This is a genomic window from Providencia sp. M-27 (assembly GCF_011077905.1).
Taxonomy (GTDB): domain Bacteria; phylum Pseudomonadota; class Gammaproteobacteria; order Enterobacterales; family Enterobacteriaceae; genus Providencia; species Providencia huaxiensis.
Genome location: NZ_JAALBT010000007.1, coordinates 1 through 25,329, shown reverse-complemented (window position 1 = coordinate 25,329; position 25,329 = coordinate 1). Strand labels below are relative to the sequence as shown.

Below are 25,329 nucleotides of genomic sequence, written 5' to 3'. Positions count from 1 at the left end.
ACTTGTGACTACACAATCTTTGCATGGCTATTCTCTGTAAACCAAAAGTAGCAATTAACAAAAAAGTACCCTAAAAAACAAAACGAGTATTCCCTGCAAGCCAACTCTCATAAAAGAAAAAAATAAGTGAGCAACTGGAGAAGAGGTATGATGAATCACAAAAAATCCGTATTTTACGTGTCGCTAGCCTTTAGTCTGGCGTTAATCAGTTTTGGTGCATTTATTCCTGATAAACTGGAAGCATTTTCACATTCCGCCTTAAGTTTTATCTATAACAACCTAGGTTGGTTCATTCTAGGTTCCGTTTTTATCTTTTTCAGCTTCTGTATGTTTCTCGGTTTTTCCAAATTTGGTCACATACGCCTCGGCGATGACAATGACAAACCGGAATACAGCACGGTCACCTGGATTGCGATGTTATTCAGTGCCTCGATTGGTATCAGCTTGATGTTCTGGGGGGTGGCAGAGCCAGTTTCCTATTATATCAGCCCACCCGTTGGGCAAGGCTTAACAGAACAGTCTGCCAAAGCAGCGATGCAATATGTCTATCTGCACTGGGGGGTTTCCGCATGGGCGTGTTATGCACTCGTCGGTGTGGCTTTAGGCTATTTCCAATTTAGAAAAAAATTGCCATCCTCACTCAGCTCGGTTTTCTATCCTTTAATCGGGGATCGGATCTACGGCTCTGTCGGGAAATGGATCAATATCTTGGTGATGTTGTCCGTCGTCATTGGTATCGCCACATCATTAGGCTTTGGTACACTACAAGTTAACAGTGGTATGAATTACTTATGGGGATTACCCATCAGTATTTATGTACAAATTGGCTTGATCACAATAATTACCGTTGTTTATGTTGCTTCGACGATCTCTGGATTACAAGGAGCGATAAAACACCTATCAAACTTAAATATCATACTTGCTCTAGGATTGATGGCATTTATATTTTTGTCTGGCCCCACCCAAACTATCTTAAAAGTTTTATTCCAAGGTATTGGTGACTACGTCCAAAATTTTGTCAGTATGTCATTTCGCACTGAGCCCTATAATGACGGTACTTGGATTGCTAACTGGACACTGTTTTACTTTGGCTGGTGGATAGCATGGGCACCATTAGTGGGTAGCTTTGTGGCGCGTATATCAAAAGGAAGAACAATTAAAGAGTTTATGATTGGCGCAGTATTTATTCCTGTATTAAGTGCTTTTGCCTGGTTTGCAGTCATGGGCGGTTCTGCCATTCATTTAATTCAAAACTTAGGGCAAACCGCACTAGCAGATGCTGTAAAAACCGACGTCACATCTGCACTGTTTAAGTTTTTAGACTATTTCCCTGCATCGACATTTATTAGTGTCTTAGCGATTGTTTTAGTGCTGATTTTCTTTATCACATCAGCTAACTCAGCGGTATTTGTACTGGGAATGGTCAGTGAGAATGGCAACCCAAATCCTTCTCATGTTACTAAAACCATTTGGGGTGTCGTTATTGCTGCTATTGCGATTGTGCTAATTATGACGGGTGGATTATCAGGCTTACAATCCGCACTGGTCGCCATGGCTGTGCCACTATCCATCATGATGCTAATTATGTGTTATTCCACATATAAAGGCCTCAACGAAGAAGTCAACGCACAAGCGGCGGCAAAAAAAGCGTTAAAAGATAACATCCAAATAATTAATAAGCCCATTCTTCCTGAAATTGAAAAATAAATTTCACTAAAAGCACAAAACCCCAGTATGTCTCATGACATATTGGGGTTTTAATTATATTAGTAATAAATTATTTGTTACTTAAATTTATTCATCAGAAAATAGAGTCAAAGCAAGTACTAAAGCATCTTCTCGGCCTTTTTTGGCGGGGTAATAATCTTTACGCACCGTCACTTGATGAAAACCTAGCTTATCGTATAGATGCAAAGCAGATGCATTTGATTCCCTCACTTCTAACCATAACGTGAGAATACCTTTCTTTACGAGTTCTTCAATAAGCTGTTCTAGCAACAAACGGCCATAGCCTTTCCCTTGGTAATCAGGGTGTATGGCAATATTAAACAAGGTCGCTTCATCAAGAACACACTGTGTTATTGCATAGCCAACAATTTGATTATTAACAGATATTTTTATGTTATGGTACTTTTCCCCTTGGTTCCCATAAAAAACTCGCTCAGTCCATGGAAAATCATGGCTCAACTTCTCAATTAAGTACGCAGTTGCGAGATCAGATTGCTTTAGTGTTGAAATTTTCATCATATTGATAAATTTGTTTCCATAGTGCCCGTTTAGCGCTACAGCTTGTACTTAGCTCAGACAAAACAGGTGAAGTAAACATGATTTTTGAACCTTCAGGCTGGATTTCATCACCTAATACCCAACATGGTGTTATTATTGGTGTTGGGATTAAACCTAGTTGCTCTGAATTTACACAAACCACATCGTCCTGTGCAATATTCATGGAAAGAAAAATATCTTTTAGCAATTGGCTATTTAAATCAAGGTTCTCATCAGTAATAATAATAAGCTTAGTCGACGCTGGGATCCTTACACCACGCTCACCACGTAACACGGCAGGATTTCTCACCATCCATTGAGTGATCCCCAGTTGTTCTAAAAGCCTGTCACGTCGTGTCATTTGATTTTCCAGTCGCAATTTTACAACCACATCTTATCAAAGGGGATCAATAGCGCCAACAGAGCAATGCTATTTCTCTTATCTTTGGTAAGATGTCATCGGTTTTTTTATTATTTTAGGAGATTGACAGAATATGTCATTACTGACACCTGCCAGCGAAGTTATTCAACGCCATCTCGAACATTTTACAGATCGTCATGTCATTTTGGCCGGTGACATTCAGGATGAGCTCGCTGCAACCTTAGAAGCGGCTAGTGTTCGTGTCATCACCAACCAGTATCATCACTGGCAGCGTTTACAGCCGTTAATGGGAGATATGGCGTTATTCTCTGCCACTACGCCTGCGGAATTTATCCAGCCTTGCGATACTCTCATTTATTTTTGGCAAAAAAACAAGCAAGAAGCCTGTTTCCAACTCGATGACCTTTGTACTCATCTTGCTGCGGGTAGCCAAATTTTTATCGTCGGTGAGAATCGCAGTGGTGTTAAAAGCGCCGAATCCATTATGGAGGGGATCGCTAGCTTACAAAAAATTGACTCCGCACGTCGCTGTGGCTTGTACTATGGTGAATTAGAGCAATCAACCACCTTTGATATTGCTCGCTGGTGGCGTCATTATGAACTTGATAATGTTAGAATTAACGCATTACCAGGGGTGTTTAGCCATAATGAGCTTGATATCGGTAGTGACCTACTGTTATCAACATTAACCGATCCAATGAGTGGTGATCTGCTTGATCTTGCTTGCGGTAACGGTGTGATTGCCGCGGTGATCGGCTCACAAAACCCAGAGATCAAACTTACCTTAAGTGATGTCAGTGCGTCTGCACTAGATTCCGCAGCATCCACTCTTGAAGCCAATAAACTGACTGGTAAAGTCATCGCTAGTGATGCTTACTCAGATATTAACGATAAATTTGATTGGATTATTTCTAACCCGCCATTCCATGATGGCCTAAACACCAGTTATCGTGCGGTGGAAAATATGATTTATCAAGCCCCTAAATACCTGAAAAAAGGGGGCCGCTTGCGGATCGTTGCGAATGCTTTCTTACCATACCCTGATTTACTCGATAAAGCTTTTGGTAGTCACGAAGTACTTGCAAAAACGGGAAAATTTAAAGTTTACCAAGCAGTTAAGCGTTAATTTATACACGAGTAATTTAGGCTAAAGCACAATTTATCATGCTTCTCATTGGCTGGTGATCCTTCACCGGCCATTTTTTCATCAATCAAAAAATACTTCATAAAAAAATTATTGACGTTCGTCGAAATTAGCCTAAAATCCGCACCACCTCATTAGCAGGTAAAAAGTATCGTTGTATCAAAATTGAGTTAGGCATGCGAGGGTGGCGGAATTGGTAGACGCGCTAGCTTCAGGTGTTAGTGTCCTATGGACGTGGGGGTTCAAGTCCCCCCTTTCGCACCACTAATTTTGAGACAAACAACGATAACTCAGTATTGACGAGACAGTATTGCGAGGGTGGCGGAATTGGTAGACGCGCTAGCTTCAGGTGTTAGTGTCCTTCGGACGTGGGGGTTCAAGTCCCCCCTTTCGCACCACTGGTCAGTCATTTTTTTATACATCCTGCCCTTTTGACCTTCTCTGTAATGCTAACGCTGTCTTATTTGCCTTATTTACTATAAGACAATAGTAAATCATTTGAATAAACCGTTATTTTGAATACCATTCAATTATCAATATCTTTCGATACCACTTTTTTCTGTTCTATTTAATTATCAATTAGATTATAGAGCTACCTTTGTAGTACAAAGGCCATCATAAAACATGCAAGTGAGATCACAGCTGGGATAATCAATAAACGACGAGAGCCACGATTAAATAACATCCCTGCGGTTGCTACCATCATGATAATCATAATGATTTTTAAATTATCTAAGCCCATATTATTGAGTACATAAGCAATGCTCAACAATATCACAGCAAAGACACCCCAAAGGCCAGCGCCTATACGCTTTAAACCTGTGGTTTTTGATATGCTAGTTGGCATAGTGACCTCAACACTTTAAATGATAATGATTATCAATCATATCTAGTTTTTAGTAAATTTCAATGCTTTTTTATTTCACCCCCCTATAAATTAACACTTATTTTACAAAATAAAAACTTACTAAAATAGATAAATAAAGTGAATATCTTCAGGTTCCAATGCAAATAATTCAGGATCAGGTTGTGCAATTAAGGTACAGCCTAGGTATTGATAAAAGTGCACTGTATTTTCTGAAGGCGTCGCAGAAATATATAAGCCTTTTGCCCCTTTTTGCATCGCAATTTCAACACATTGCTGAAATAACATCCCTGCTAAACCTTCGCCACGGTACGAGTGGCTCACATGCAGGAAAGATAATTGCAGTAAGTTTTTTTGCTCACCGCGCCACACATTATCTAAACTTGCAGCAGCAATTAGCTTGCCCTGTTCAAAAACCCCAAGAAATACCGCGCCTTGGTCATAACTTTCCAACAAATGGGGGGTATAGGCTTCAGGTTCACCTTCTGGCCAACCTTTCATATCAAACCGCTGTTTGGATAGCACCAACTCGCCATTTTGATACAGATAAAGGTTTTCAATTAATTCAGTGCGGTCGATAGACCAAACAGATGGGATTTCATCTCGTTGTAGTTCGCGAACTTCTCTCATTATGCCATTCTCATTATTCGTGCCCATGAATAAGCACATTTATTGTTATCAGATAAATCAATTTTTCAAGATAACGGATAAAAAAAGAAGTGCAAATATTTAGTAAGTTTATTGAGGAACGGTTGAAAAATAAGGAGAAAATAGACTAAAAAATAAAAAAATCCCCCGCAACATCCTATTGCGGAGAATTTTCACTACAGGGTTGGTTTATTGCTTCAATCCCATTGCATCGCGCATGGTAAAGAATAAATCAGTTTGGTCAGTTAGACCCATTACGTTTGCCGCATGTGGGCCATAAGCCGCCACACGTAACTGAGCACCGGTGTGCTCTTGAGAATCATCTTCTTCAGAGTTACCGTAATTCACTACCATCACAGAACCGTCTTTAGTAATCAACGCTTGCGTTAAGCCCGTTGATTTTGTGCCTTCTGGAATAATTTGGCTTGAATGTGAATGGTCAGCTGTCACAATAACTAATGTATCACCATGTTTTTTAGCGAAATCTAAGCCAACTTGTACAGCTTGGTCAAGAGCAACTGTTTCACCAATTTGGCCACATGGGTTTGCTTTATGATCTTGCTTATCGATAGAAGCGCTTTCAACCTGTAAGAAGAAACCATTCGGGTTAACTTCTAACAGTTCAATCGCTTTCTTCGTCATTTGAGCTAATGTTGGCGCATTAGGGTCTAACTTAGCGTTCGGTTTACACTCTAACGGCGCATTGTTGATATTACCATAATGAACCGCTTTCGGGCCTTCCCATGCAACCGTCATGTTGCCATCGTGGAATAAGCCAAGAACAGGTTTGTCTTGATTTGCGACTTTAATGCTGTCTAATGATTTAGCATCTCGCACAATATTGTACCCACGTTCAATCGCCTGTTGCTCCAACGTTTTACCTTTGTAGTCACCCGCCTTTGCTTCTTGCTTGAAGCTCTTAGCGCCACCACCAAGTGTGACATCTGGGCGAGTTACCAACAGTTGCTCTGAAATTGAACCACGACCGCCATTTTCTAGCGCGTTAGTCGCACATTTTTCTGTTGTTTCCTCAGGGCCATAACATTTACGCGCACTCACATGCGAAAATTGCGCAGCAGGCGTTGCATCTTGAATCTCGGAAGTTGTGACGTTACCTGTAGCTTTACCATTACGTTTAGCTATCTCAATTAATGTCTCATGGTCGTTACCAAATACATCAATTCCCAATGCGCCATTGTAGGTTTTCACACCGGAAGACCACGAAGTGGCAGACGCGGCAGAATCAGTCACATAGTCGGGTTTTTGTGTTTTTTTATCTAATGCATAATGGGTGTACTGACCCGTAATTGGCAGCGCATCGATACCTTTAAAGAACCCTGAAGCGCCTTCTGCATAGTTACGAGCAACAGTTATCTCTGAGTCCCCCATACCATCACCAATAAATAAAATCACATTTTTGGCTTGGCCATTGTGAAGTGCCGCTTTCATGATATCAGTTTGCTCTGTCGCTAAACGACGCGCGCCACCAAATTTGGTGATATCACCTTGCGCCGCACGGTTTTCTGACACCGCATCATTTTTATCAGCCGCGTAGGCAGGGACTGTACTCCCTAAAATTAAAGTACTTACCGTGACAGCTAAAAGGGATTTCATAAAATTACCAGTCATAACTGTTTCCTTGCCAATCAATAATGAAAATAGAAGATGTATATTTCAAATAATGAAAGGCATGCTAAAGGAGCCAGATGACAGTTGAATGACGCTTTTATGGCGAAATGAAGACGTTTGTCATAAATGTGAAAAAGCAGCTAAATATAAGCTGCTTTTTATGCATGAGCGTAGGACTATTTACCATTGTGACGCAAGTTGGTTTGTTCCCTCATAAAGCGTTTCACACCAAGAAACGTAGTCGTGCCCACTAGGGAGTTCAATGGCATCAACTTGATAACCTTTATGTTTTAGAACATCGAATAACCGGTAGTGGTTTTGAATAATTCCCCCCCAACTACCACGTTGTTCAAATAGGCCAGCCTCAAGGAAAAAACGGATCGGTTGTGTTGGCATCATTTCAATTTCACGAATTAACCATTCAGGGTCTTTATCCTTCGGAGCCCACCAGTAAGATCCTGACATGCTAATGACATTACCGAAAATTTCCGGGTACTGTAACGCATTCCATGTCGCCCCAAGCCCTCCATAGCTGGAACCTGCAATAATCGTATGGCTTGCAGGTGCTTGAACTCCCATTTCCGCGAGCTGAGGCATAAGTTCATCCGCCAGCAACTTAGGAAACGCATCATTAGGAGGAAGCTCATCACCACGGCGCGCTGAATTGATGCTGTCCACAAACACAATATTCATCGCTGGGAAACTCCCTTGATCCATCCACTTATCAAAGAATTTATCCATTTGATAGTTTTGCAGGTAAATTTGGCCATCCAATAGCACCAATAGTGCAGGGGTTTCCATTGGGATATTAGGCTGGTAAACCGTTATTTTTCTTTCGTTTTTTAATACCTGACTCGCCAACGTAAATGTCTCTAAATGGCCTTTAATCTGCCTGTTTTCTACATCGGAGAAATGACATTGGCGTATATTCGGTACTAATGATAACAAAGAAAAACGGTTATATTTATCTATGCTTTGCGAAGGAATAACGTGAGAATTATAAGGGTCTGACTGCGCAGTGACTAAAATCGCCTTACGTTGAGCAAAGCCGCCCTCAGGCACAGAAGGGATATCCGGTGCAATTTTATATTGTGATAACGTATCATTAGGAATGATAAAAGAACGATACCAAATATCCGTTCCCGCCAAGTGGGCCATTCTTTCGTGATTACCCGACGGTGCCCCTAGAATATAAGCATTTGCTTTCGCGCCTCGCCAAAGAAATGTCACGCGTTTTTGTCGATTTGAAAACACCTCAACCAGTGGTGTTCCTTGCGCGGCGACAGCTTGCCAAAATGCGCTTGTATCGCCATTTTGATAATGTTCATCAAGTAAACTTTGTAGCATCGGGCTAATAGGTTCATTATCTTTCTTAATGGCTAAAGGTTGGTACTCGCTGATATCAAACTTTAACTGCCAAGGTTTACCCGGCTCACCATTCAATGCTAAATAATAAACCCCATTTTCTGATACGACATAGTCTGCGCTATGGGGTTCTTGCACCGAGCCATACTCTTGCAATGCACGCACTGGCTGTTTATTGGAGTCCAATAACAGGACCTTGGAAAGGCCTTCACCACGTTGTTTTATAAAATCTTGCTGTGATACTTCAATAGATAAGCAACTATGGCCCTCGCTATCATGCAGCCCTTCAACAAAGGAAAGCTCAGATAAACGCATGCAGTCAGAATGCGTTGCCATTGCAGTAGATGACAGCAACATACAACCTAAAAGAGGCAAAGATTTCACATCAAATTCCAGCGAGTCAATTGATAATAATTATTACTATCAAAAAACTCTTTTAAACTCAATGGCTCACAGCACGTTTTTCCACCAATTGGTTAATTAACTGCAGCGCACTCAATAAATAATAGCGTTGTTTTTGTACTAATCTCAAATAACGGCGAGTCGCAGGAATACGGCTCACCATTTCTGATGCGGTGTAAGGCTCGATTTCACAACGCCAACGACCATGGCTAAACTCTATTTCGCAATGATTAAATTCCAGCTCTTCTAATGTTTGCCTAATAATGGGGTATTCATTCAGCCATTCAATAACTCTCTGTCCATCCATTTGTTTTGAGACGAAATGGATATGTTTTTTCTTTATACTCCCTCGGGTTTTTACTTCAATTTTTGCATTGATATTATCTGTGCATTGGCCTGACACCGCAAAACGGCTATACACAATGAAAGCGAGAAACAACTTTTTTGGTCGCTCTGTCACCTCAATGGTTAACTCCGGTTGAGGCTGTACAAGGAGCTCTCCGGGTGCTCCCCACTCACATGGATAAGGCGCCATGTCCTTTTCAACACGGTTAAGTGTCAATCCTATTTGATATCCGGCAGGCAAACGTTGCTGAATGAGCTTACCGATTTTTTCCCACAAAGACGGTTTAGGCGAGGTGACGTAATGGCTCAAGTTGGCCTCCTTCCATTTCTTCATCGGCAAAGGAATTTGATAAAACGGATTCAACATCTACGGGTTTAAATGGGTTAACTTTCTGCACGAAAACGGTCCAAATTAATGCATACCCTGCGGTTAAACCTAACATAATGGCAAAAGGAATATAGATATCCGATTTATTCATACCCGGTGGGGTAATGTACACAATAGCTAAAATAATTCCGACACTCGAAATAATTTGCGGTATAGGGAAAAAAGGAGAACGATAAGCACGATGTAAGTCAGGACGACGAATACGCAATAACACCACTGAAATCGTTACCAGCAAGTAAGCCGTTCCCCAAGAACACACCGCCGCCAGTACCAATGGAATGATACGGTCAAGGTCGCCTTGAATAGCAAAAGCATGCAAACACGGGATCATCACGGCCACTAAAATGCCGAATACTGGGGTTTTGAAACGTGGATGTAAATAAGCAAAGATGCGTGGTAATGCCCCATCAAGCGCCATTCCATAAAGAATACGAGGAACCGCTGCCATTAACGTATTAATGGTTGCTCCACCAGCCAATAATAATGCGACACCTATCCAATACTTCCCAAACTCACCCATGACAATTTCAGCGAATGCTGGGATTGCCATTGGTGTTTCCAGTAAACGTGTGCCTGTTTGCGGGTCAACGACCACATTTTCCACTTGGTTCGCTAAAGCTGCACCGAATAACACCATACAGAGCGCGACACAAAATAGGCCCGTTGTCATCGCGCGAGGGATCACCTTAGCGGAATTTTTAATTTCAGGCGCCATTGGTGTCACTAACTCACACCCAACAAACATGAACATCGCCATACCAACAAAGCTGAGAATCAATGTTGGGTCAGTATTGAGTGGCTGACCAAACCAGCCGTCCATATCGACATGAAAGGGCAATATCAAACCACTCACACTAAAAATCACTAACGTAGACCACATGGCGAATGTCAGTACAACCTCAACCTTACCAAAGGCTTCAATGCCGAATGCATTTAAAATCCCAAACGCGACAACTAATCCCACGCCGACCATCCAAGACGAATTACTGGTTTCTAAGACAGTATTGAGATGCTCAAAATTAACAAGCGCCATAATTCCAGAAAGGATCGTTTCGGCAGTTCCTGCAAACACATGCACAATCAAATAAGCCGAAAGCGCGCCAGTTATCGCCCAAAACCGCCCCATCCCACAAGAGATATAGTCATATACTGAGCCTGACGTTGGTAGAATGGCTGCAGCCTCCGAAAATGTGGTTAGCTGAGCTTGCATCATAATGAAGCTAAGTAGCACGGCTAGGGCAAACGTATCACCACCTATACCGAATCCACTCGTAACGGTTAAAATAACGGGGCTAGCCATAATCAAGCCGGCAGAACTCGCCAATGTGGTCGGAAAGCCAACTTTCCCTTTTTCTAAATGTGTCGACAATTTTGAGGATAAATTCATTTTACATCCCTCTCACTCTCTACCCAGCCATGAATGTGAATTTTTTGTAAAAACAAAGTAACTACACATCCACTATAGAAATAAGCCCAAATAGGCTGCTATCGTTCTAAAGAACGATACCTAGAGAGAGGGGAAATAAAATTTAACTCACGAAAAGTACCCACACTTTGAGAGGAAATAAAAATAATTAAAGTAATATCAATATGTAGCAATCAATTAACTCATTAATATATTAATAAACAATCCTCTAAAGATACCAAAAAGCTACCAATCAATATTTGTGGAGTTTTTATGCGTTTTAAATACTGCTATCAACCTCACGTTATTAATATATTTGCTTTATGTTAATGACATTAAGGGGCATGATAATAATTCGATTAATACACAAGGGAATATGATGAATTCACCATTATTCGAGCCTCATCAACAAACATTAATTGATTGCTGCCTAAATACCATTGCACATATTATTCCAGTTTCTGCTTTGGTGTATTACCTCGTGAATGATCATTGCCAGCCAGGTAACTATGTTCTTCATGGGATCCCGGCAAAAATGCACGAAGAGTATCTCGCTTACTTTCACCAATTTGACCCATTGCACCCTGACCATTTTCGCGGTGATGACTTACGCTTAGTGAGAATGGCCCCTGAAATATGCCAGCAAAATCAAGCTTTTTTCCATGATTTCATGCGGCCAAATAATATGACTGATATGGCTGAAATATTTATTCGCCGTAAAAATAAAATTATTGCGGGGATTTCGGTACTGCGAGACAGCCCATTTAGCCAACAAGAAATCATGCGATTAAATGCTATCTTGCCTGTCGCTGAACTAATGACATTCGATGTGTTACCCGACTCGCTAGTGTCTTATACCCCTAAAGAACAAGAAATCATCCATTTAGTACGGGAAGGCGCAAGTAATAAGCGAATTGCCTTATTATTGGGAGTTTCACTATCAACAGTGAAGACTCACTTACGCAATATCTTCACTAAAGCGAATGTGACAAACCGCACCGAGCTTGTATCATCAGGGTTTATCATTCGCCAAGAAAAATGATAATGAATCTAACGGCCACCCGCCGCATCAATAATTGAACCTGTAACATAAGAAGATGCACCACTTAACAGCCATACGATGATTTCAGCAATCTCATGTGGTTCTCCCCCTCTTTTCATCGGTAATTGCGAAGCAACACGGTCAACTCGACCTTCCTCACCGCCATCTTTGTGCATTTGAGTATAAATATAGCCGGGTCGAACGCCATTAACACGTATTCCTACTTCTGCAAGCTCAAGTGATAACCCTTTTGTAATTGAATCTACAGCGCCTTTAGAAGCGGCATAATCAATATATTCCCCTGCAGCACCTAAACGCGCAGCTGCAGATGAAACATTCACAATGGCTTTATCTTTGAATTGATTAAAATGGTAGGCGTGTTTAATAAACTCCCGACAACAAATCAGTAATCCGGTGACATTCGTGGCTAATACCTGATTAATGCGCTCTGCAGTCAGCATCTCTGTACGACACTGCTGAAATAAAATTCCGGCATTATTCACTAAGTAATCTAAGTCACCATATTGTTCTTTGATGGTTGCAAATAATTTAACAACATCATTTTCATCACTGATATCACATTGCAGTGCATTTGCAATCCCCCCCGCAGATTGAATCTCTTGCACAACTTCATCAGCCGCTTGCTGGTGATTTTTATAGTTAATCAGTACATGCATACCAAGGCTGCCCAATTTAATCGCTGTAGCTCGACCAATCCCTCGGCTAGCACCTGTAATCAACACTTTCTTCATACTGTTACCCATAATGAATAATAACGAGCTTTCATCATAACCACGAATAAGCAACGATAGCTATAAAATACAAAAAACCCGGCACGGTGGCCGGGAAATGTTGATTAATTAAATATAAATCGAACACTAATAACGCACCATGACAGATTTTAACTCTGTGTAATACTCAATAAAGGCACTACCAAATTCACGACCAATACCTGATGACTTAATGCCACCAAATGGCACTGCGGGGTCAAGGAAAGTATGCATATTCACCCATACGGTTCCCGCTTCAATGCGTGAAATCATGCGCATTGCTTTACTGAGATCATTTGTCCATAAACTCGCAGCTAAACCAAACGGAGTGCTATTCATCATCTCAATAAGTTCTTCTTCATCATCGTAACTCAAGAAAGTCCCTATTGGCCCAAATGTTTCCTCTTTCATCAATACATCATCCGGGCTATTAGCACGAATAATGGTTGGAGGCACAAAATACCCAGCACCTGCAACTGGCTGGCCACCATAAATAATTTCACTACCCTCTTCGCGAGCCTTTTCAAACAAAGCTAAGATTTTTTCATAATGCGCTTTATTTGCCAGCGGCCCCATCTCGGTTGTTTCATCTAATGGAGAACCCACTTTCATCGCAGACAAACGTGTTTTTAGTTCCGCTAATACTTCATCCATCAATTTAGAGGGAATATAGAACCGCTCAGCAGCTGCGCAAATTTGTCCTTGATTTAGATATCCCGCTTCAATAATCCCATTAACAATTTTTTCAACCGAGAGGTCAGCTAAGAATGCTGCGCCGTTTTTCCCACCAAGTTCAAGTGTGACTCGGGTTAATTTACCTTCCATCGCTGAACGCCCTACCGCCAGCCCAGTCGGTACAGACCCCGTAAATGTCACTTTAGAACAAAGCGGATGATGGATCAGTGCGGGCCCAACCTCACGACCACCGCCATTCACGATATTAATGACACCGTCAGGGATCCCTGCCTCTTTTGCTAATTCCACCACTCTGAGCATAGTTAGTGGCGTAAATTCACTTGGTTTCAACACAATCGTACAACCGCATGTTAAAGCCGCGGCTAATTTCCAAATGGAAATCATAATAGAAAAGTTCCAAGGAATGATACCAGCTACAACACCAACGGGTTCACGCTGGGTAAATGCAGAATATTTCTCACCATTAAAAGAAGGCAATGAAACATTCAACGTTTCCCCGCTGATTTTTGTCGCCCAACCAGCAAAATAACGCAAGAACTGCGCAGATGACCCCACTTCAAGAAAACGAGATAATTGAATGGTTTTGCCTGAACATAACGTCTCTAACTGGGCTAACTCTTCAAGGTGCTTTTCAAGCAAGTCAGCAAGGCGGTTTAAGCAATTCCCTCTTTCCATTGGTGTGGTATTTGCCCAAACCCCTTTAAACGCAGTATGAGCTGCATTCATTGCGGCATCCACTTCCGCTAAGGTCCCTTCTTTTACTTTCGCGATAACCTGTTCTGTGGCTGGGTTAACAACATCAAAAAAAGTATCGCCCTTGCCAGAAACCGGTAACCCGTTGATAAAATGACCGTGCTGGCGCTTCAAAAACTCACTGACTTCTGGTAATAGGCTTAACTCGCTCATTGTTATCACTCCACTAAATAGAAATTAATTAGGCATTTACACAAGCTAAGTAGTGTTTTACGAAGCGTGGTGTTTCAATTTCCCATAAAACTTCAGTACCTTTCGCAGCAAACCATGTATCGCCTTTATGGTATTCAACCGTCACACCGGTTTTCACATCCGTTAACTTCACCGAACCTTCGTGAACTGTCGCCATTTCATCAAATGGATATACCATTTTAAACTTACCTTTAGTACAAGCAAAAATACCGCAGGTCAGGTTATCCGTTGGTTCACCGTGGATCATCGCAACACTCGCTTGAGGGTCGCCTTCAACAACCACAGAACCTAAGTTTGTCACACTACCAATATTTAATAGTTCTGGCAGTGGTTTGTTTAACAGTAATGGACTGATCATAATTTTTACCTTTAATCGATTTAAATAAACTAGTTAAGTGGATAACGAATTAGCGGCGACCTTGCCAATAACCGGATGTCTGATGCATTATTTTTGCCAGTGAAACAATCACATTACGCATGCTATCTTTACCAATAATATTGGCGTGCGGGATAGAACTCATTAAGTCATAACGATGAGAACCTTCTACCATCCCTTCAGCCAAGACTTTGCACACAATCTGGCTAGGCGTAACACCAAAACCTGAATAGCCCTGTGCATAAAACACATTTTTATGTTGTGGTAATGAGCCAATTTGTGGAAATAAATTTGCACTACATGCCATCGGTCCACCCCAAGCTAGTTCAATTTTGACATCTTTGAGGTAAGGAAAGACTTTTAGCATTAAATTACGATTCCATGCTTTAAGATCAGATGGAATGTATTCAAGAAAATGCGTTGAACTACCGAATAATAAGCGATTTTCATTCGTTACTCGGTAGTAATCTATAACGGGGCGAATATCACTATAAGCACCACGGATTGGGCTAATTTGCTCAATTAATTCATCAGGCAATTCTTCAGTCATTAATTGATATGCGTAAGTATTAATGGTTTTAGGATAAAGCGTCGGCTCAAGACCATTTAGAAATGAGTCACAAGCCCATAGCATTTTCTGTGCTTTAACTGTTCCCATCGCAGTTCTAACTTTGATGGTATTACCATACTCCACATTTAATACTTGGCTATTTTCAAATATTTTAGCGCCATATATTTCACTAATCGCTTTCGCTTCACCCAATAATAAATTCAATGAGTGGACATGGCCACCACCCATGTGCTTGATACCACAGGTATAAGCATCGGAACCAATAATCTGTTTTAGTTCTGAACCACTGTAAAATTCAATTTCTTCATCAGGATCAACTGACTTGAAGTCTTTTAACCAGTTACGTAAGGTCTTTTCTTGGCGCTTGTTGCTTCCTAAGTATGCGTAACCACGGCAAAAGTCTGCATCAATATCATATTTAGCGATGCGATCACGCATGATCCCCGCGCCCATATTACTGAGTTTAAAAATCGTTTCTAAACCCTCTGGCCCAACATATTTTTTAATTGCATCGATATCATGACCAATGCCTGCCATCACTTGGCCGCCATTTCGCCCTGAACCACCATAGCCAAGATGACGCCCTTCCAAAATAGCAATATTGGTGATCCCTTTCTCACATAGCTCTAGTGCGGTATGGATCCCGGAGAAGCCGCCACCGATGATCACGACATCAACATCAAGATCTTCCTTTAATGTCGGAAAACGTAAGTCATACTTCTTAGTTGCAGCATAGTAAGTCAATGATTCTACTTGGTTATTCATTATGGATACCCTATTTAGTATCTTTCGATAACCCGATTATCTTAACCTTACATTAACAATTACATAGCCCTTTAGGGACATTCGAAACATAAAGTTAACAAATGTGAGCCAAGTAGAATATTTAAATAGTAACGAAATTCACAAAAAATATTAAACAACCAAAAAAATCAACCAATTAACAAACCATTCTCATATTAACAATATTGTTTATTAATTTTAGTTCATTAAGACCATCTAGACAAAATCAAAAAAAATAACGTAATAACAAAAAAGACAGCACCCCATAAAACCATATTAAATCAATATATTACGATAATTTGTACTTAACTCAGCCTATTCATTAATAAGTTAAATAATTCGACTTGTGAGTTAATACTTAACTTTTGATAGATATTCTTACGGTGATTTTTCACTGTCCCTAAACTAATGAAAAGCGCCTGTGCAATTTGTGGTGAGCCTTTACCCGCTAAAATTAACTCAACAACTTCACACTCTCTGGGGGTCAGGCCAAATCGTGTTTGCATATCGATATTTTGGTAGTGATTCGACACCGAAGAAGGAGAAATATCTTTATGAAGTTTGACCATACTACGAATGATATCGAAGGCATCTTTAAGTGGCGCTTGTGTATATTTTTCCAAGAAAAAAGGCCTATCTTCATTACCAAAAAAAATACCTAATTGCCTATCATCTGAAATATCTAATAACAGCCCAGCCTCATCACACCACCCCGTTTTGCGATAAAAATTGAGATAATAGTCCGTATGATAAAATCCTTTAGGTGCGAGTTCTTTTAGTGTTAACACTTTGGAAGCGCCTCCTCTTTGGATTTCTTGGTAGAATGGGTCCATTAAATAAGCACCTCGTTGATAGATTCTGTTAATACTATCGCTATTACGGCGCTCTACTTTGGAAAGAAATCGGGGTGGCGCTCCTTTTTCAAAGGAGTAAACAATCGCATTATCGAATGCAATAAGTGAAGACAACCATGATAATAAATTAGGGTAAAACTGATTAGTTGCAACAGAATCAATAACATCAGGTAATCTTTCTAGATAGTTCTCCACTCTGCCTCCTCAATCATTAACTCGTTAATAAAAACCCTCTAGGCGGTTTCATTTATATTGCTTAAAACTACATAAAGAACACATTATCTTTATAAACTCAACACGATTGTTATTAATATGTTAATCACATCACTCCTCATTAGTTACCCTAATGAATAGTTTCATTACATTAGCATTCATGAAAATAGAACTTACGTCACATAAAAATAAATTCATCCCTATATTATGTTAATCAAAAGTAAATAACCTAAGAAAAGGAGAAATAATGTCTAAAAATAAAATTATTATCGATTGTGACCCTGGCCATGATGATGCAATGGCAATTTTCTTAGCATTAGGCAATTCAAATATAGAGTTACTTGCGGTAACGACTGTCGTTGGAAACCAAACTTTAGATAAAGTCACTCATAATGCACGCGCAATTATGGAATTCGTTAGTGCAAATAATATCCCTATCGCTGCGGGTTGCTCTCGACCACTCGTGAGAACCATTCAGACAGCCCCAGAAGTTCACGGTACAACAGGCCTTGACGGCACTCACCTCCCCGAACCTAAATTACCTATTGATCCGCGCCATGCTGTTGACTTGATTATTGATACGCTAAAGTCACATCCCCCTAAAACGGTGACTCTCGTCCCGATTGGAGGCCTCACAAATATTGCTTTGGCAGTAAGAAAAGCACCTGAAATTGTAGAGTTAGTCAAAGAAGTGGTATTAATGGGAGGAGGCTACCATACAGGTAACCGTACTGCAGTCGCTGAGTTCAATATCCTTATAGACCCTGAGGCGGCTCATATCGTATTTAATGAAACTTGGCCTATCACTATGATTGGGCTAGACCTTACACACCAAGCAAGGCCAGACGACCAAATAATGGAAACAATTGCTGCGTTAAACACACCTGTAAGTGATTTTGTTGTTGAGTCCCTAAATTACTACACTGCTGGTTACCGCAGACGTAATGGCTATACCGACCATGCCCCTGTTCATGACCTATGTGCTGTTGCTTATGTTATCGACCCATCCATAATGGAAACGATTAAAGCCCCGATTGATATCGAACTACAGGGCGCTTTAACAACGGGTATGACGGTGACTGACTTTCGCCACCCCGCTAAAGCAGATTGCCACACACAAGTTGCGACAAAGTTAGATAACCCACAGTTATGGGATATGTTTATTGCCTCTCTAAAGCAATTAGCAAAATAGAAACAAAAAAGGTAGCCTATAAGAATAGCTACCTTTTCCGCAAATTATGATTTGATAATTTCTTTTAGCTTTGTGTAGCGCCTAATTAATCGCCATTTTAATTTTACTGTAGTTGCATGTGCCCACACAATTTGCCAATAACCCTTATCAAAAAATAGTTGTACCATTTCTTTCTGTACATCTGGTGATTTGATAGCTAATAGCGCTTGAATCACCCCTAAGCCTTCTTTTCCTACCTGCCATAGACAAGCCGGTGCTTGTTTAACTTGTTCAGGATAACGCTGGTAAATATTTAACAGCATATCAATAATTTTCAAATAGGTTTTTATCTTACGGACTGAACGTTCATCACCACTCAATGAGTGAGAAACAGATTGGTTATGGATTAAATATCGATAGTATTGTTCATTGATGAATTGCACGCGCTTTGCCACGAGCAACACTTCTGTTGTCCAAGGAATGTCTTGGTGATGTAATTTGGGTTCAAAGAAAAACTTGTGTTCGCGCAACATGTCTAAACGATATAAATTCAGCCAAGTTACATGCAAAAACTTGCGAGAGCTTAAGCCAATTTCAAGCCATTCAGGGCCTGAAATGACACCAGTTGACGGGACTTTATTCGGTGGAAAAATTGCCTTTGGGGCATCACCATTAGTGTAAACATAAGTCCCATTACAGGTTGCAACATCGAGATTATTTGATAATGCGATTTCTAATAAGCGCCCATACATTTGTGAGCTAATTTCATCATCAATATCAGGGAATGTAATGTATTTCCCGGTGGCCTCAACCATCCCTGTATTGCGAGCAACTGAGACACCTTGGTTTTCTTGATAAAGCACTTTCAAATGTACAAATTTATCTGCATAAGACTTAATGATGTCTTCACTTTTATCTTTAGAGCCATCATTTACAACAATCAGTTCCCAATTTTCTAATTTTTGTGCGATTAAGCTATCAAAGAACTGAGGTAAAAATTTTTCACCGTTATATACAGCAACGACAATACTCAAAACTGGCTGAGAAGACATGTATTATAACCCTATACCAATCTATTAAAAATTATTTATAAACTAAATAATTAAACCAAACATAAAGTAAGATAGTAGATAACTGTATGTTATTTTACTAAAATTAATAGTTTAGAAACGAAAAAATCATATTGGTTCCATTGTCATAAAAATTTAATAATTCAAAATTCAGACTTTTCAACTGCAGTGAGATTATCTTATTTGTAAATATGGCTTATGTTATAGTGAACTAATTATCCATTAACTGACCTAATAAACATTAATGACACCTTAAAAAAATATTGAGGATAACCTTGTGGCTGGAAGTAGCTTACTCACCTTACTTGATGATATTGCCGCTGTACTAGACGATGTTTCCGTCATGACTAAAATGGCAGCCAAAAAAACCTCTGGAGTTTTAGGTGATGACCTCGCGCTAAATGCCCAGCAAGTCACAGGTGTTCGTGCAGATAGGGAGATCCCTGTTGTTTGGTCCGTCGCTAAAGGGTCATTTATTAATAAATTAATACTTGTTCCTTTAGCGTTATTAATCAGTGCCTTTATTCCTTGGGCCATCACACCACTACTTATGATTGGTGGGGCCTACCTTTGTTTTGAAGGCGCAGAAAAAATAACTCATAAGCTCTTGCATTCTAAAGTAAAAAATACTGTTTCCCAAAACCAGTTACAGTTATCAGAAGAACAACTTAAGGAATTTGAAAGTAAAAAAATCAAAGGGGCTATTCGTACTGATTTTGTTTTATCAGCCGAAATCATTGCTATCACACTAGGCATTGTTTCCACTACCACTTTTATCAACCAAGTGGCCGTACTCTCTATCATTGCTATCGTAATGACTATCGGTGTATATGGCTTAGTTGCAGGGATTGTCAAATTAGATGACTTAGGCTTTTATTTACAGAAGAAAACTTCATCTTTATTAAAAAAATTTGGTAATTCATTGATTTATGCAACCCCTTATCTGATGAAAACATTATCTGTTGTAGGGACTGCCGCGATGTTTATGGTCGGTGGTGGTATTCTAACCCACGGTATCAGCTATATTTCAGAATGGATTACCGAAATATCGTTTACTGCAACCTTAACACCGATCATTGGTAGTACTATGCAGTTTATCCTACCAACTATAATTAATTTATTTTTTGGGCTAGTAACAGGTCTAATCCTTGTTGCGATAATCTCACTATTCAAAAAATTAAAAAAAGCTTAAAACAAAAAGGTAGCCCTATCCATTAGGGCACCCCCTTCTTTCTACCATTGATATGATTATCAAAAACACCTTCGATATATATTAGTTTACATATTGATTTACTTCGATATTTAAACTGATCTAAATCAAAAGAAACTCATCTTTAATTTACGCTATAATACGTAAATTCACTCACAGAAAAATAAAATTTAATCTTATATATCAATAAATAACACGATAAAACTCAACGGAAAATTTTATTTTCTATTTACTATTCTGTTATAAATCCCAAAAATTACTACCAAAGTAGTATATTTAATATTCAAACCTTTATGAACAATACTAGAAGTATGCATTTTAAGTTCACTAGCACGACTTTTTAAGGAAGTGACACATGCCCACGCTGTATCGTCGATTTTCAATCATTAACCAAGTGATCGGCCTAATGCTACTTATTGCGATCTTAGGAATTATTGGGATGACGATTTCCAATCGAATGATTATAAGTGTGCAAGGTAATGCTCATGCAATAAATAAATCAGGTTCACTACGAATGCAGAGCTACAGATTACTTTCTCTAGTCCCTTTAAATACCCAGAATCAGCGTTATCTCGATGCATTAGAATCTGACCTCATCAGTCCAGAACTGACTCAAGTTGTAAAGATCGAAAATTTAACGCCTCAATTTGATGAACTCTACAATTACTGGCTACATATCTTGAAACCCTCATTAATGGAAGCAAATGCCCCTAATGATGCAAGATACGAAGTTATATCATTTGTAAGTAAACTAGATGAATTAGTTCATAACATTGATGAGAAAACGGAAAGAAAGATTGCTTATGTTGCCATGACACAACTGATTTTTATCAGTTTAGTATTCTTATTACTGATGGGAACTATCTGGCACCTGAGAAAAAAAATTTATTACCCATGGGTTAAATTATTATCAATGGTCAATGCGATTGGACGAAAAGATTTTAGCCAACGCTACCCTAAAAATAATAGGCAAGATGAATTAAATGCGCTAGGAGAAACTCTGAACCAAATGTCGGATGAATTAGCGCTAAGTTATCATCAGCTTGAAGAAAGGGTTGCAGAGAAAACTGCAGACTTAATCACAAAAAATAAAGTGTTATCATACTTATATCAATCAAGCCAAATCCTTCATTCATCAGATCCTCTCTACTTGCGATTACAAAAAGTCCTTATTGAACTAGAAAATATTACCATACTCAAAAATCTCAGTTTACGGTTGTATGAAGAAAGCAACGAAACATATTTTCACGAAATATGCTGCCATTCAACCGGGTTATCAGAAGTGAATACAACGCAGCTAGAACAACAAGCTTCAATCGAAAAACCGCTCAGCTTACAGTGGGATTTATCAGACAATATGCATCGTTATGGCATTATTATTGGAGAGATTGAAGATAACCAAATACTTTCAGATGAACAAAATAGCCTCGTTTCTGTTTTAGCTAAACAAATCTCTGGTATGTTAGCCATGGAGCACCAGATAGAACAACAGCAACAGTTACTTATCATGGATGAGCGCTCTGCAATTGCGCGTGAACTTCATGACTCGATTGCTCAATCTTTATCTTGTTTAAAAATGCAAATTAGCTATCTGCAATTACAGCCAGAGCCATTACCAGAAAAACCTCAACAACTGTTAACAGAAATGCGTAGCGAGATTAATACCGCATATAGCCAGTTAAGAGAATTATTAACTACATTTAGGCTTAAATTAATGGAACCGGGTTTACTTCCCTCATTAGAAAGTACTATTAGTGAATTTAGTGAACGCACAGGGTATACAATAGGCTTAAATTACGACCTACCCGCGAAAAGTATTTCACCGCATCAATCTATTCATATAATACAAATAGTCCGAGAAGCATTAACTAATATTTTAAAACACGCTAATGCAAAGTGGGCTGAGGTTTCATTAAACCAGTATGATGGTATTGTTACCATTACAGTTACTGACGATGGTACAGGGATCACGTCAAATACTGATAAACTTAACCATTATGGGCTTATTATTATGAGAGAAAGAGCATTAAGCCTTAATGGAAATTGTTGTATTACACCTAGGCCTCAAGGTGGAACAGAGGTAAAAGTTACCTTCCCTTTATCTGACGCTTAACATACCGGAAAATCATCTATGGAAAATACAAATATAGTGAACGAAAAATCAACCATTCTACTTATTGATGATCATCCGATGCTAAGAAATGGAGTCAAACAATTGATTAGTTTGGAGTCTTCATTGCAAGTTATCGGTGAAGCTGGAGATGGTAAAACTGGCATACAGATCGCTGAAGAGCAAGATCCTGACCTTATCTTACTTGACCTCAACATGCCAGGCATGAATGGTTTTGAAACTCTCGATGAACTTAGGAAGCGAGAACTATCAGGTAGAATTATTCTTTTTACCGTTTCTAATTATAGTGATGATTTAGTCAATGCACTAAAAAGAGGTGCCGATGGTTATTTACTAAAAGATATGGAGCCTGAAGAGCTTATCGTAGCCCTTAAAGAAGCTGCAAGCGGTAAGTTAGTTGTCAGCCCAACATTAGCATCTGTGCTTGCTGAATCACTAAGAGATAACACCACACAGGATGATAATAATATTGCTTCATTGACACCAAGAGAAGCCGATATTTTAGAACTGATCTCTCAAGGTTTATCAAATAAAATGATAGCTCGTAAACTCGATATTGCAGAAAGCACAGTAAAAGTACATGTTAAACATTTACTAAAAAAACTCAATTTAAAATCAAGAGTTGAAGCTGCAGTTTGGGTTTTACAACAAAAATAATTTTTACTCTCACAGCTATATCACCTTATGATAGCTGTGAGTTAAAAATAATTATATTTATAATTAAACAGCTCTAATATGCAAACTTATATTTTTAATTATACTAAACTAAAGCAATCATTTAATGACGGAAAATAATATAAATGGAAGATGAATTAATTTTAGTCGATGAGCATGACCAACCTATTGGGGTTATGCCAAAGCTATTGGCACATCAGCTCGGTCACTTACATCGAGCATTCTCAGTATTTATCTTTAATGAGAAAAATGAGCTACTAATTCAACAACGTGCTTTTCATAAGTATCATTCAGCGGGACAATGGGCAAATTCTTGCTGCAGTCATCCTAGACCAAATGAAGATACTCAGAAAGCTGCTGAACGTAGGCTTCAAGAGGAATTAGGTTTTGTCACTCCATTGACGCACATAGGTTCCTTAATTTATAAAGCAGATGTTCAGGGAGGCTTAATTGAACATGAGTATGACCATATTTTTATTGGTTATTATAACCAATATATTCAACCAAATAGAGAAGAAGTCTCATCTACAAGGTGGGTAAGCCTTCCTCAATTAAAACAAGAGATCGTTCTTACTCCTGAAATTTTCACACCGTGGTTCAAAAAGATACTAGAAGAATTTCCTTTATTAGATTTTAAATAAATATGTTTTATAACATTTTTATGAATAATTTAACTTTCTAATCTTCATTTTTAATTATGAAGAATATTTATATCTATTTGTAGCATTATAAATATTCAAGTAATAAACGTAATATTATTAAACTCCACTTAGTAATAGTATTGATTTAAGTTTAAGTTTAAGTTTAAGTTTAAGTTTAAGTTAGATTAATTAATATTTTCTCCCGCCCTATCTTCAACAATAAATATAATTGATAATTTTTATTTAACCCACTCTCTTTATCAATAAATCTAACTCATATTTTTATATAAAAATTAATCAGTTAGAAAATTACTACCACCTTATTTTCTACATTCTATTACTTTCCTTCCAGCTATATTTTTATATTTCCATAACAAGTGAGTTGTTACTTACTGCTTTACCACAAGCAATTACATTCACCCCAGCAATGGATAATTGTCGACTCAATATACTTATTTGATTTTATTGAAATTAACTATACTTAGTTAAGAAACAAGTGAGTTGTTACTTACTACTTTGGCTCAAGCGATGTCATTCATCACCGTGATGGAAAAACACCCAGTCCACAGTACTCACGTGATATTCTTAAAATTCTCTTTTCCACAAAATAACCTGTGAGTTGTTATTCACTACTTTGCGTCCAAAATATCCATTCATCACGCCAATACAACCGCTTTTCTTCCATTGCTCCTCCTAGCTCCCCACCCCACTACCATCACCAGCAGCCATCGTCCCACCTCAACAAGTGAGTTGTTACTTACTACTTTGGCTCAAGTGATTACATTCTCTGGAGTAATAGATAATCATCAATACACTATATCCATTTGATTTTATTGACTTACCTGCACTTAATTAAAAAATACGTGAGCTGTTACTTACTACTTTAGCTCAAGCAGTTACATTCCCTGGAGTAATAGATAATCATCAATACACTATATCCGTTTGATTTTATTGACTTACCTGTACTTAATTAAGAAATAAGTGGGCTGTTACTTACTACTTTAGTTCCAACAATTCTATTCACCACGATCAGCGGTAAAGATATATTAATGGCTTTCCATAAGCCAAAGAGATGAAAAGGGGAGGGATAGCGTAAGAAATACAGGAATAAAGAAATAAAAAAAAGAAAAGAGAAAAGAGAAAAGAGAAAAAACATAAGATAGTTAGCATGTTAGCACAATACCGGGGATATCCCCTATCCCCAAACGCAAAAAAGCCACCCAATGGGTGGCTTCTTCACTAATTTAATGTCTGGCAGTTCCCTACTCTCACATGGGGAGACCCCACACTACCATCGGCGCTACGGCGTTTCACTGCTGAGTTCGGCATGGGGTCAGGTGGGA

The 25,329-nt window shown here is 39.1% G+C and carries 22 protein-coding genes, 2 tRNA genes and 1 rRNA gene; 10 read left to right on the top strand and 15 right to left on the bottom strand.

The window, feature by feature from the left end; all coding sequences use genetic code 11:
* Window positions 1–147 precede the first annotated feature (147 nt).
* A complete protein-coding gene (locus G6Q48_RS11550; RefSeq protein WP_207393032.1) occupies window positions 148–1,707 on the top strand; it encodes a BCCT family transporter in 1,560 nt (519 codons plus the stop codon).
* 87 nt (window positions 1,708–1,794) lie between these two features.
* Here G6Q48_RS11550 and rimI read toward each other — a convergent pair whose 3' ends face one another.
* Both rimI and G6Q48_RS11540 read right to left on the bottom strand, forming a co-directional pair.
* Window positions 1,795–2,247: a ribosomal protein S18-alanine N-acetyltransferase gene (rimI, locus tag G6Q48_RS11545; RefSeq protein WP_102140296.1), complete on the bottom strand. Its 453-nt coding sequence runs from the start codon at window positions 2,245–2,247 to the stop codon at window positions 1,795–1,797.
* Complete coding sequence (locus G6Q48_RS11540; RefSeq protein ID WP_102140297.1) at window positions 2,216–2,626, bottom strand: DNA polymerase III subunit psi; 411 nt, start codon at window positions 2,624–2,626, stop codon at window positions 2,216–2,218. Before G6Q48_RS11540 ends, rimI begins: the two co-directional genes overlap by 32 nt.
* Before the next feature lie 133 nt (window positions 2,627–2,759).
* Here G6Q48_RS11540 and rsmC point away from each other — a divergent pair, with 133 nt between their 5' ends.
* The 3 genes from rsmC (at window position 2,760) to G6Q48_RS11525 (ending at window position 4,189) form a co-directional block, all read left to right on the top strand.
* On the top strand, window positions 2,760–3,773 hold the full coding sequence (rsmC, locus tag G6Q48_RS11535) for a 16S rRNA (guanine(1207)-N(2))-methyltransferase RsmC (protein WP_166266556.1): 1,014 nt from the start codon (window positions 2,760–2,762) through the stop codon (window positions 3,771–3,773).
* Between the two features lie 196 nt (window positions 3,774–3,969).
* A tRNA-Leu gene (locus G6Q48_RS11530) sits at window positions 3,970–4,055 on the top strand.
* Window positions 4,056–4,103: 48 nt separating this feature from the next.
* Window positions 4,104–4,189, top strand: a tRNA-Leu gene (locus G6Q48_RS11525).
* Between the two features lie 194 nt (window positions 4,190–4,383).
* Here G6Q48_RS11525 and G6Q48_RS11520 read toward each other — a convergent pair.
* The 6 genes from G6Q48_RS11520 to G6Q48_RS11495 all read right to left on the bottom strand — a co-directional run bounded on the left by G6Q48_RS11520 (window position 4,384) and on the right by G6Q48_RS11495 (window position 10,820).
* Window positions 4,384–4,638 (bottom strand): DUF1435 family protein, encoded by a 255-nt coding sequence (locus tag G6Q48_RS11520; protein WP_004905763.1) that lies wholly within the window; start codon window positions 4,636–4,638, stop codon window positions 4,384–4,386.
* A 120-nt stretch (window positions 4,639–4,758) separates the two neighbouring features.
* The gene (locus tag G6Q48_RS11515) at window positions 4,759–5,286 is read right to left on the bottom strand and encodes a GNAT family N-acetyltransferase (RefSeq protein ID WP_102140314.1); all 528 of its coding nucleotides are present in this window, start codon (window positions 5,284–5,286) and stop codon (window positions 4,759–4,761) included.
* A 207-nt stretch (window positions 5,287–5,493) separates the two neighbouring features.
* Complete coding sequence (gene phoA, locus G6Q48_RS11510) at window positions 5,494–6,933, bottom strand: alkaline phosphatase (RefSeq protein WP_102140299.1); 1,440 nt, start codon at window positions 6,931–6,933, stop codon at window positions 5,494–5,496.
* A 180-nt stretch (window positions 6,934–7,113) separates the two neighbouring features.
* On the bottom strand, window positions 7,114–8,682 hold the full coding sequence (locus G6Q48_RS11505) for an alpha/beta hydrolase-fold protein (RefSeq protein WP_239979286.1): 1,569 nt from the start codon (window positions 8,680–8,682) through the stop codon (window positions 7,114–7,116).
* Window positions 8,683–8,740: 58 nt separating this feature from the next.
* Window positions 8,741–9,355 (bottom strand): DUF3156 family protein, encoded by a 615-nt coding sequence (locus G6Q48_RS11500; RefSeq protein WP_242685805.1) that lies wholly within the window; start codon window positions 9,353–9,355, stop codon window positions 8,741–8,743.
* Complete coding sequence (locus tag G6Q48_RS11495) at window positions 9,330–10,820, bottom strand: APC family permease (protein WP_102140301.1); 1,491 nt, start codon at window positions 10,818–10,820, stop codon at window positions 9,330–9,332. Before G6Q48_RS11495 ends, G6Q48_RS11500 begins: the two co-directional genes overlap by 26 nt.
* Window positions 10,821–11,217: 397 nt before the next feature.
* Between G6Q48_RS11495 and G6Q48_RS11490 the strand changes: the two genes are divergently transcribed.
* Window positions 11,218–11,880 (top strand): LuxR C-terminal-related transcriptional regulator, encoded by a 663-nt coding sequence (locus tag G6Q48_RS11490; protein ID WP_166266788.1) that lies wholly within the window; start codon window positions 11,218–11,220, stop codon window positions 11,878–11,880.
* A gap of 8 nt (window positions 11,881–11,888) precedes the next feature.
* Here G6Q48_RS11490 and G6Q48_RS11485 read toward each other — a convergent pair whose 3' ends face one another.
* The 5 genes from G6Q48_RS11485 to G6Q48_RS11465 all read right to left on the bottom strand — a co-directional run bounded on the left by G6Q48_RS11485 (window position 11,889) and on the right by G6Q48_RS11465 (window position 17,070).
* Window positions 11,889–12,632, bottom strand: coding sequence for an SDR family oxidoreductase (locus G6Q48_RS11485; RefSeq protein ID WP_102140302.1), 744 nt, complete (start codon window positions 12,630–12,632; stop codon window positions 11,889–11,891).
* Between the two features lie 126 nt (window positions 12,633–12,758).
* Complete coding sequence (locus G6Q48_RS11480; RefSeq protein ID WP_102140303.1) at window positions 12,759–14,252, bottom strand: aldehyde dehydrogenase family protein; 1,494 nt, start codon at window positions 14,250–14,252, stop codon at window positions 12,759–12,761.
* Between the two features lie 28 nt (window positions 14,253–14,280).
* Window positions 14,281–14,649, bottom strand: a complete 369-nt coding sequence (locus tag G6Q48_RS11475) for a cupin domain-containing protein (RefSeq protein WP_102140304.1) — start codon at window positions 14,647–14,649, stop codon at window positions 14,281–14,283.
* Window positions 14,650–14,698: 49 nt separating this feature from the next.
* The gene (locus G6Q48_RS11470) at window positions 14,699–16,003 is read right to left on the bottom strand and encodes an NAD(P)/FAD-dependent oxidoreductase (RefSeq protein WP_166266552.1); all 1,305 of its coding nucleotides are present in this window, start codon (window positions 16,001–16,003) and stop codon (window positions 14,699–14,701) included.
* Window positions 16,004–16,326: 323 nt separating this feature from the next.
* Entirely contained in the window at window positions 16,327–17,070 is a 744-nt protein-coding gene (locus G6Q48_RS11465) for a helix-turn-helix transcriptional regulator (RefSeq protein WP_166266550.1), read from the bottom strand.
* A 265-nt stretch (window positions 17,071–17,335) separates the two neighbouring features.
* Here G6Q48_RS11465 and uriH point away from each other — a divergent pair, with 265 nt between their 5' ends.
* Complete coding sequence (gene uriH / locus G6Q48_RS11460; protein WP_166266548.1) at window positions 17,336–18,280, top strand: uridine-preferring nucleoside hydrolase UriH; 945 nt, start codon at window positions 17,336–17,338, stop codon at window positions 18,278–18,280.
* 44 nt (window positions 18,281–18,324) lie between these two features.
* Here uriH and G6Q48_RS11455 read toward each other — a convergent pair whose 3' ends face one another.
* Complete coding sequence (locus tag G6Q48_RS11455; protein WP_102140308.1) at window positions 18,325–19,311, bottom strand: glycosyltransferase; 987 nt, start codon at window positions 19,309–19,311, stop codon at window positions 18,325–18,327.
* A 295-nt stretch (window positions 19,312–19,606) separates the two neighbouring features.
* Here G6Q48_RS11455 and G6Q48_RS11450 point away from each other — a divergent pair, with 295 nt between their 5' ends.
* The 4 genes from G6Q48_RS11450 to idi all read left to right on the top strand — a co-directional run bounded on the left by G6Q48_RS11450 (window position 19,607) and on the right by idi (window position 23,986).
* Window positions 19,607–20,521: a DUF808 domain-containing protein gene (locus G6Q48_RS11450; RefSeq protein WP_166266546.1), complete on the top strand. Its 915-nt coding sequence runs from the start codon at window positions 19,607–19,609 to the stop codon at window positions 20,519–20,521.
* A 373-nt stretch (window positions 20,522–20,894) separates the two neighbouring features.
* Window positions 20,895–22,652: a nitrate/nitrite two-component system sensor histidine kinase NarX gene (gene narX, locus G6Q48_RS11445; RefSeq protein WP_102140310.1), complete on the top strand. Its 1,758-nt coding sequence runs from the start codon at window positions 20,895–20,897 to the stop codon at window positions 22,650–22,652.
* Window positions 22,653–22,670: 18 nt separating this feature from the next.
* The gene (gene narL, locus G6Q48_RS11440) at window positions 22,671–23,327 is read left to right on the top strand and encodes a two-component system response regulator NarL (RefSeq protein WP_102140311.1); all 657 of its coding nucleotides are present in this window, start codon (window positions 22,671–22,673) and stop codon (window positions 23,325–23,327) included.
* Between the two features lie 143 nt (window positions 23,328–23,470).
* On the top strand, window positions 23,471–23,986 hold the full coding sequence (idi, locus tag G6Q48_RS11435; RefSeq protein WP_166266544.1) for an isopentenyl-diphosphate Delta-isomerase: 516 nt from the start codon (window positions 23,471–23,473) through the stop codon (window positions 23,984–23,986).
* 1,249 nt (window positions 23,987–25,235) lie between these two features.
* On the opposite strand, the gene rrf is transcribed toward idi, so the two are convergent.
* A 5S ribosomal RNA gene (gene rrf, locus G6Q48_RS11430) occupies window positions 25,236–25,329 on the bottom strand; the annotation flags it as partial.

Bases quoted from the DNA above. Each gene is read 5' to 3' on its own strand.
- G6Q48_RS11550 (WP_207393032.1), top strand. From the start codon at position 148: ATGATGAATCACAAAAAATCCGTATTTTACGTGTCGCTAGCCTTTAGT.
- rimI (WP_102140296.1), bottom strand. From the start codon at position 2,247: ATGATGAAAATTTCAACACTAAAGCAATCTGATCTCGCAACTGCGTAC.
- G6Q48_RS11540 (WP_102140297.1), bottom strand. From the start codon at position 2,626: ATGACACGACGTGACAGGCTTTTAGAACAACTGGGGATCACTCAATGG.
- rsmC (WP_166266556.1), top strand. From the start codon at position 2,760: ATGTCATTACTGACACCTGCCAGCGAAGTTATTCAACGCCATCTCGAA.
- G6Q48_RS11520 (WP_004905763.1), bottom strand. From the start codon at position 4,638: ATGCCAACTAGCATATCAAAAACCACAGGTTTAAAGCGTATAGGCGCT.
- G6Q48_RS11515 (WP_102140314.1), bottom strand. From the start codon at position 5,286: ATGAGAGAAGTTCGCGAACTACAACGAGATGAAATCCCATCTGTTTGG.
- phoA (WP_102140299.1), bottom strand. From the start codon at position 6,933: ATGACTGGTAATTTTATGAAATCCCTTTTAGCTGTCACGGTAAGTACT.
- G6Q48_RS11495 (WP_102140301.1), bottom strand. From the start codon at position 10,820: ATGAATTTATCCTCAAAATTGTCGACACATTTAGAAAAAGGGAAAGTT.
- G6Q48_RS11490 (WP_166266788.1), top strand. From the start codon at position 11,218: ATGAATTCACCATTATTCGAGCCTCATCAACAAACATTAATTGATTGC.
- G6Q48_RS11485 (WP_102140302.1), bottom strand. From the start codon at position 12,632: ATGAAGAAAGTGTTGATTACAGGTGCTAGCCGAGGGATTGGTCGAGCT.
- G6Q48_RS11480 (WP_102140303.1), bottom strand. From the start codon at position 14,252: ATGAGCGAGTTAAGCCTATTACCAGAAGTCAGTGAGTTTTTGAAGCGC.
- G6Q48_RS11475 (WP_102140304.1), bottom strand. From the start codon at position 14,649: ATGATCAGTCCATTACTGTTAAACAAACCACTGCCAGAACTATTAAAT.
- G6Q48_RS11470 (WP_166266552.1), bottom strand. From the start codon at position 16,003: ATGAATAACCAAGTAGAATCATTGACTTACTATGCTGCAACTAAGAAG.
- uriH (WP_166266548.1), top strand. From the start codon at position 17,336: ATGTCTAAAAATAAAATTATTATCGATTGTGACCCTGGCCATGATGAT.
- G6Q48_RS11455 (WP_102140308.1), bottom strand. From the start codon at position 19,311: ATGTCTTCTCAGCCAGTTTTGAGTATTGTCGTTGCTGTATATAACGGT.
- narX (WP_102140310.1), top strand. From the start codon at position 20,895: ATGCCCACGCTGTATCGTCGATTTTCAATCATTAACCAAGTGATCGGC.
- narL (WP_102140311.1), top strand. From the start codon at position 22,671: ATGGAAAATACAAATATAGTGAACGAAAAATCAACCATTCTACTTATT.
- idi (WP_166266544.1), top strand. From the start codon at position 23,471: ATGGAAGATGAATTAATTTTAGTCGATGAGCATGACCAACCTATTGGG.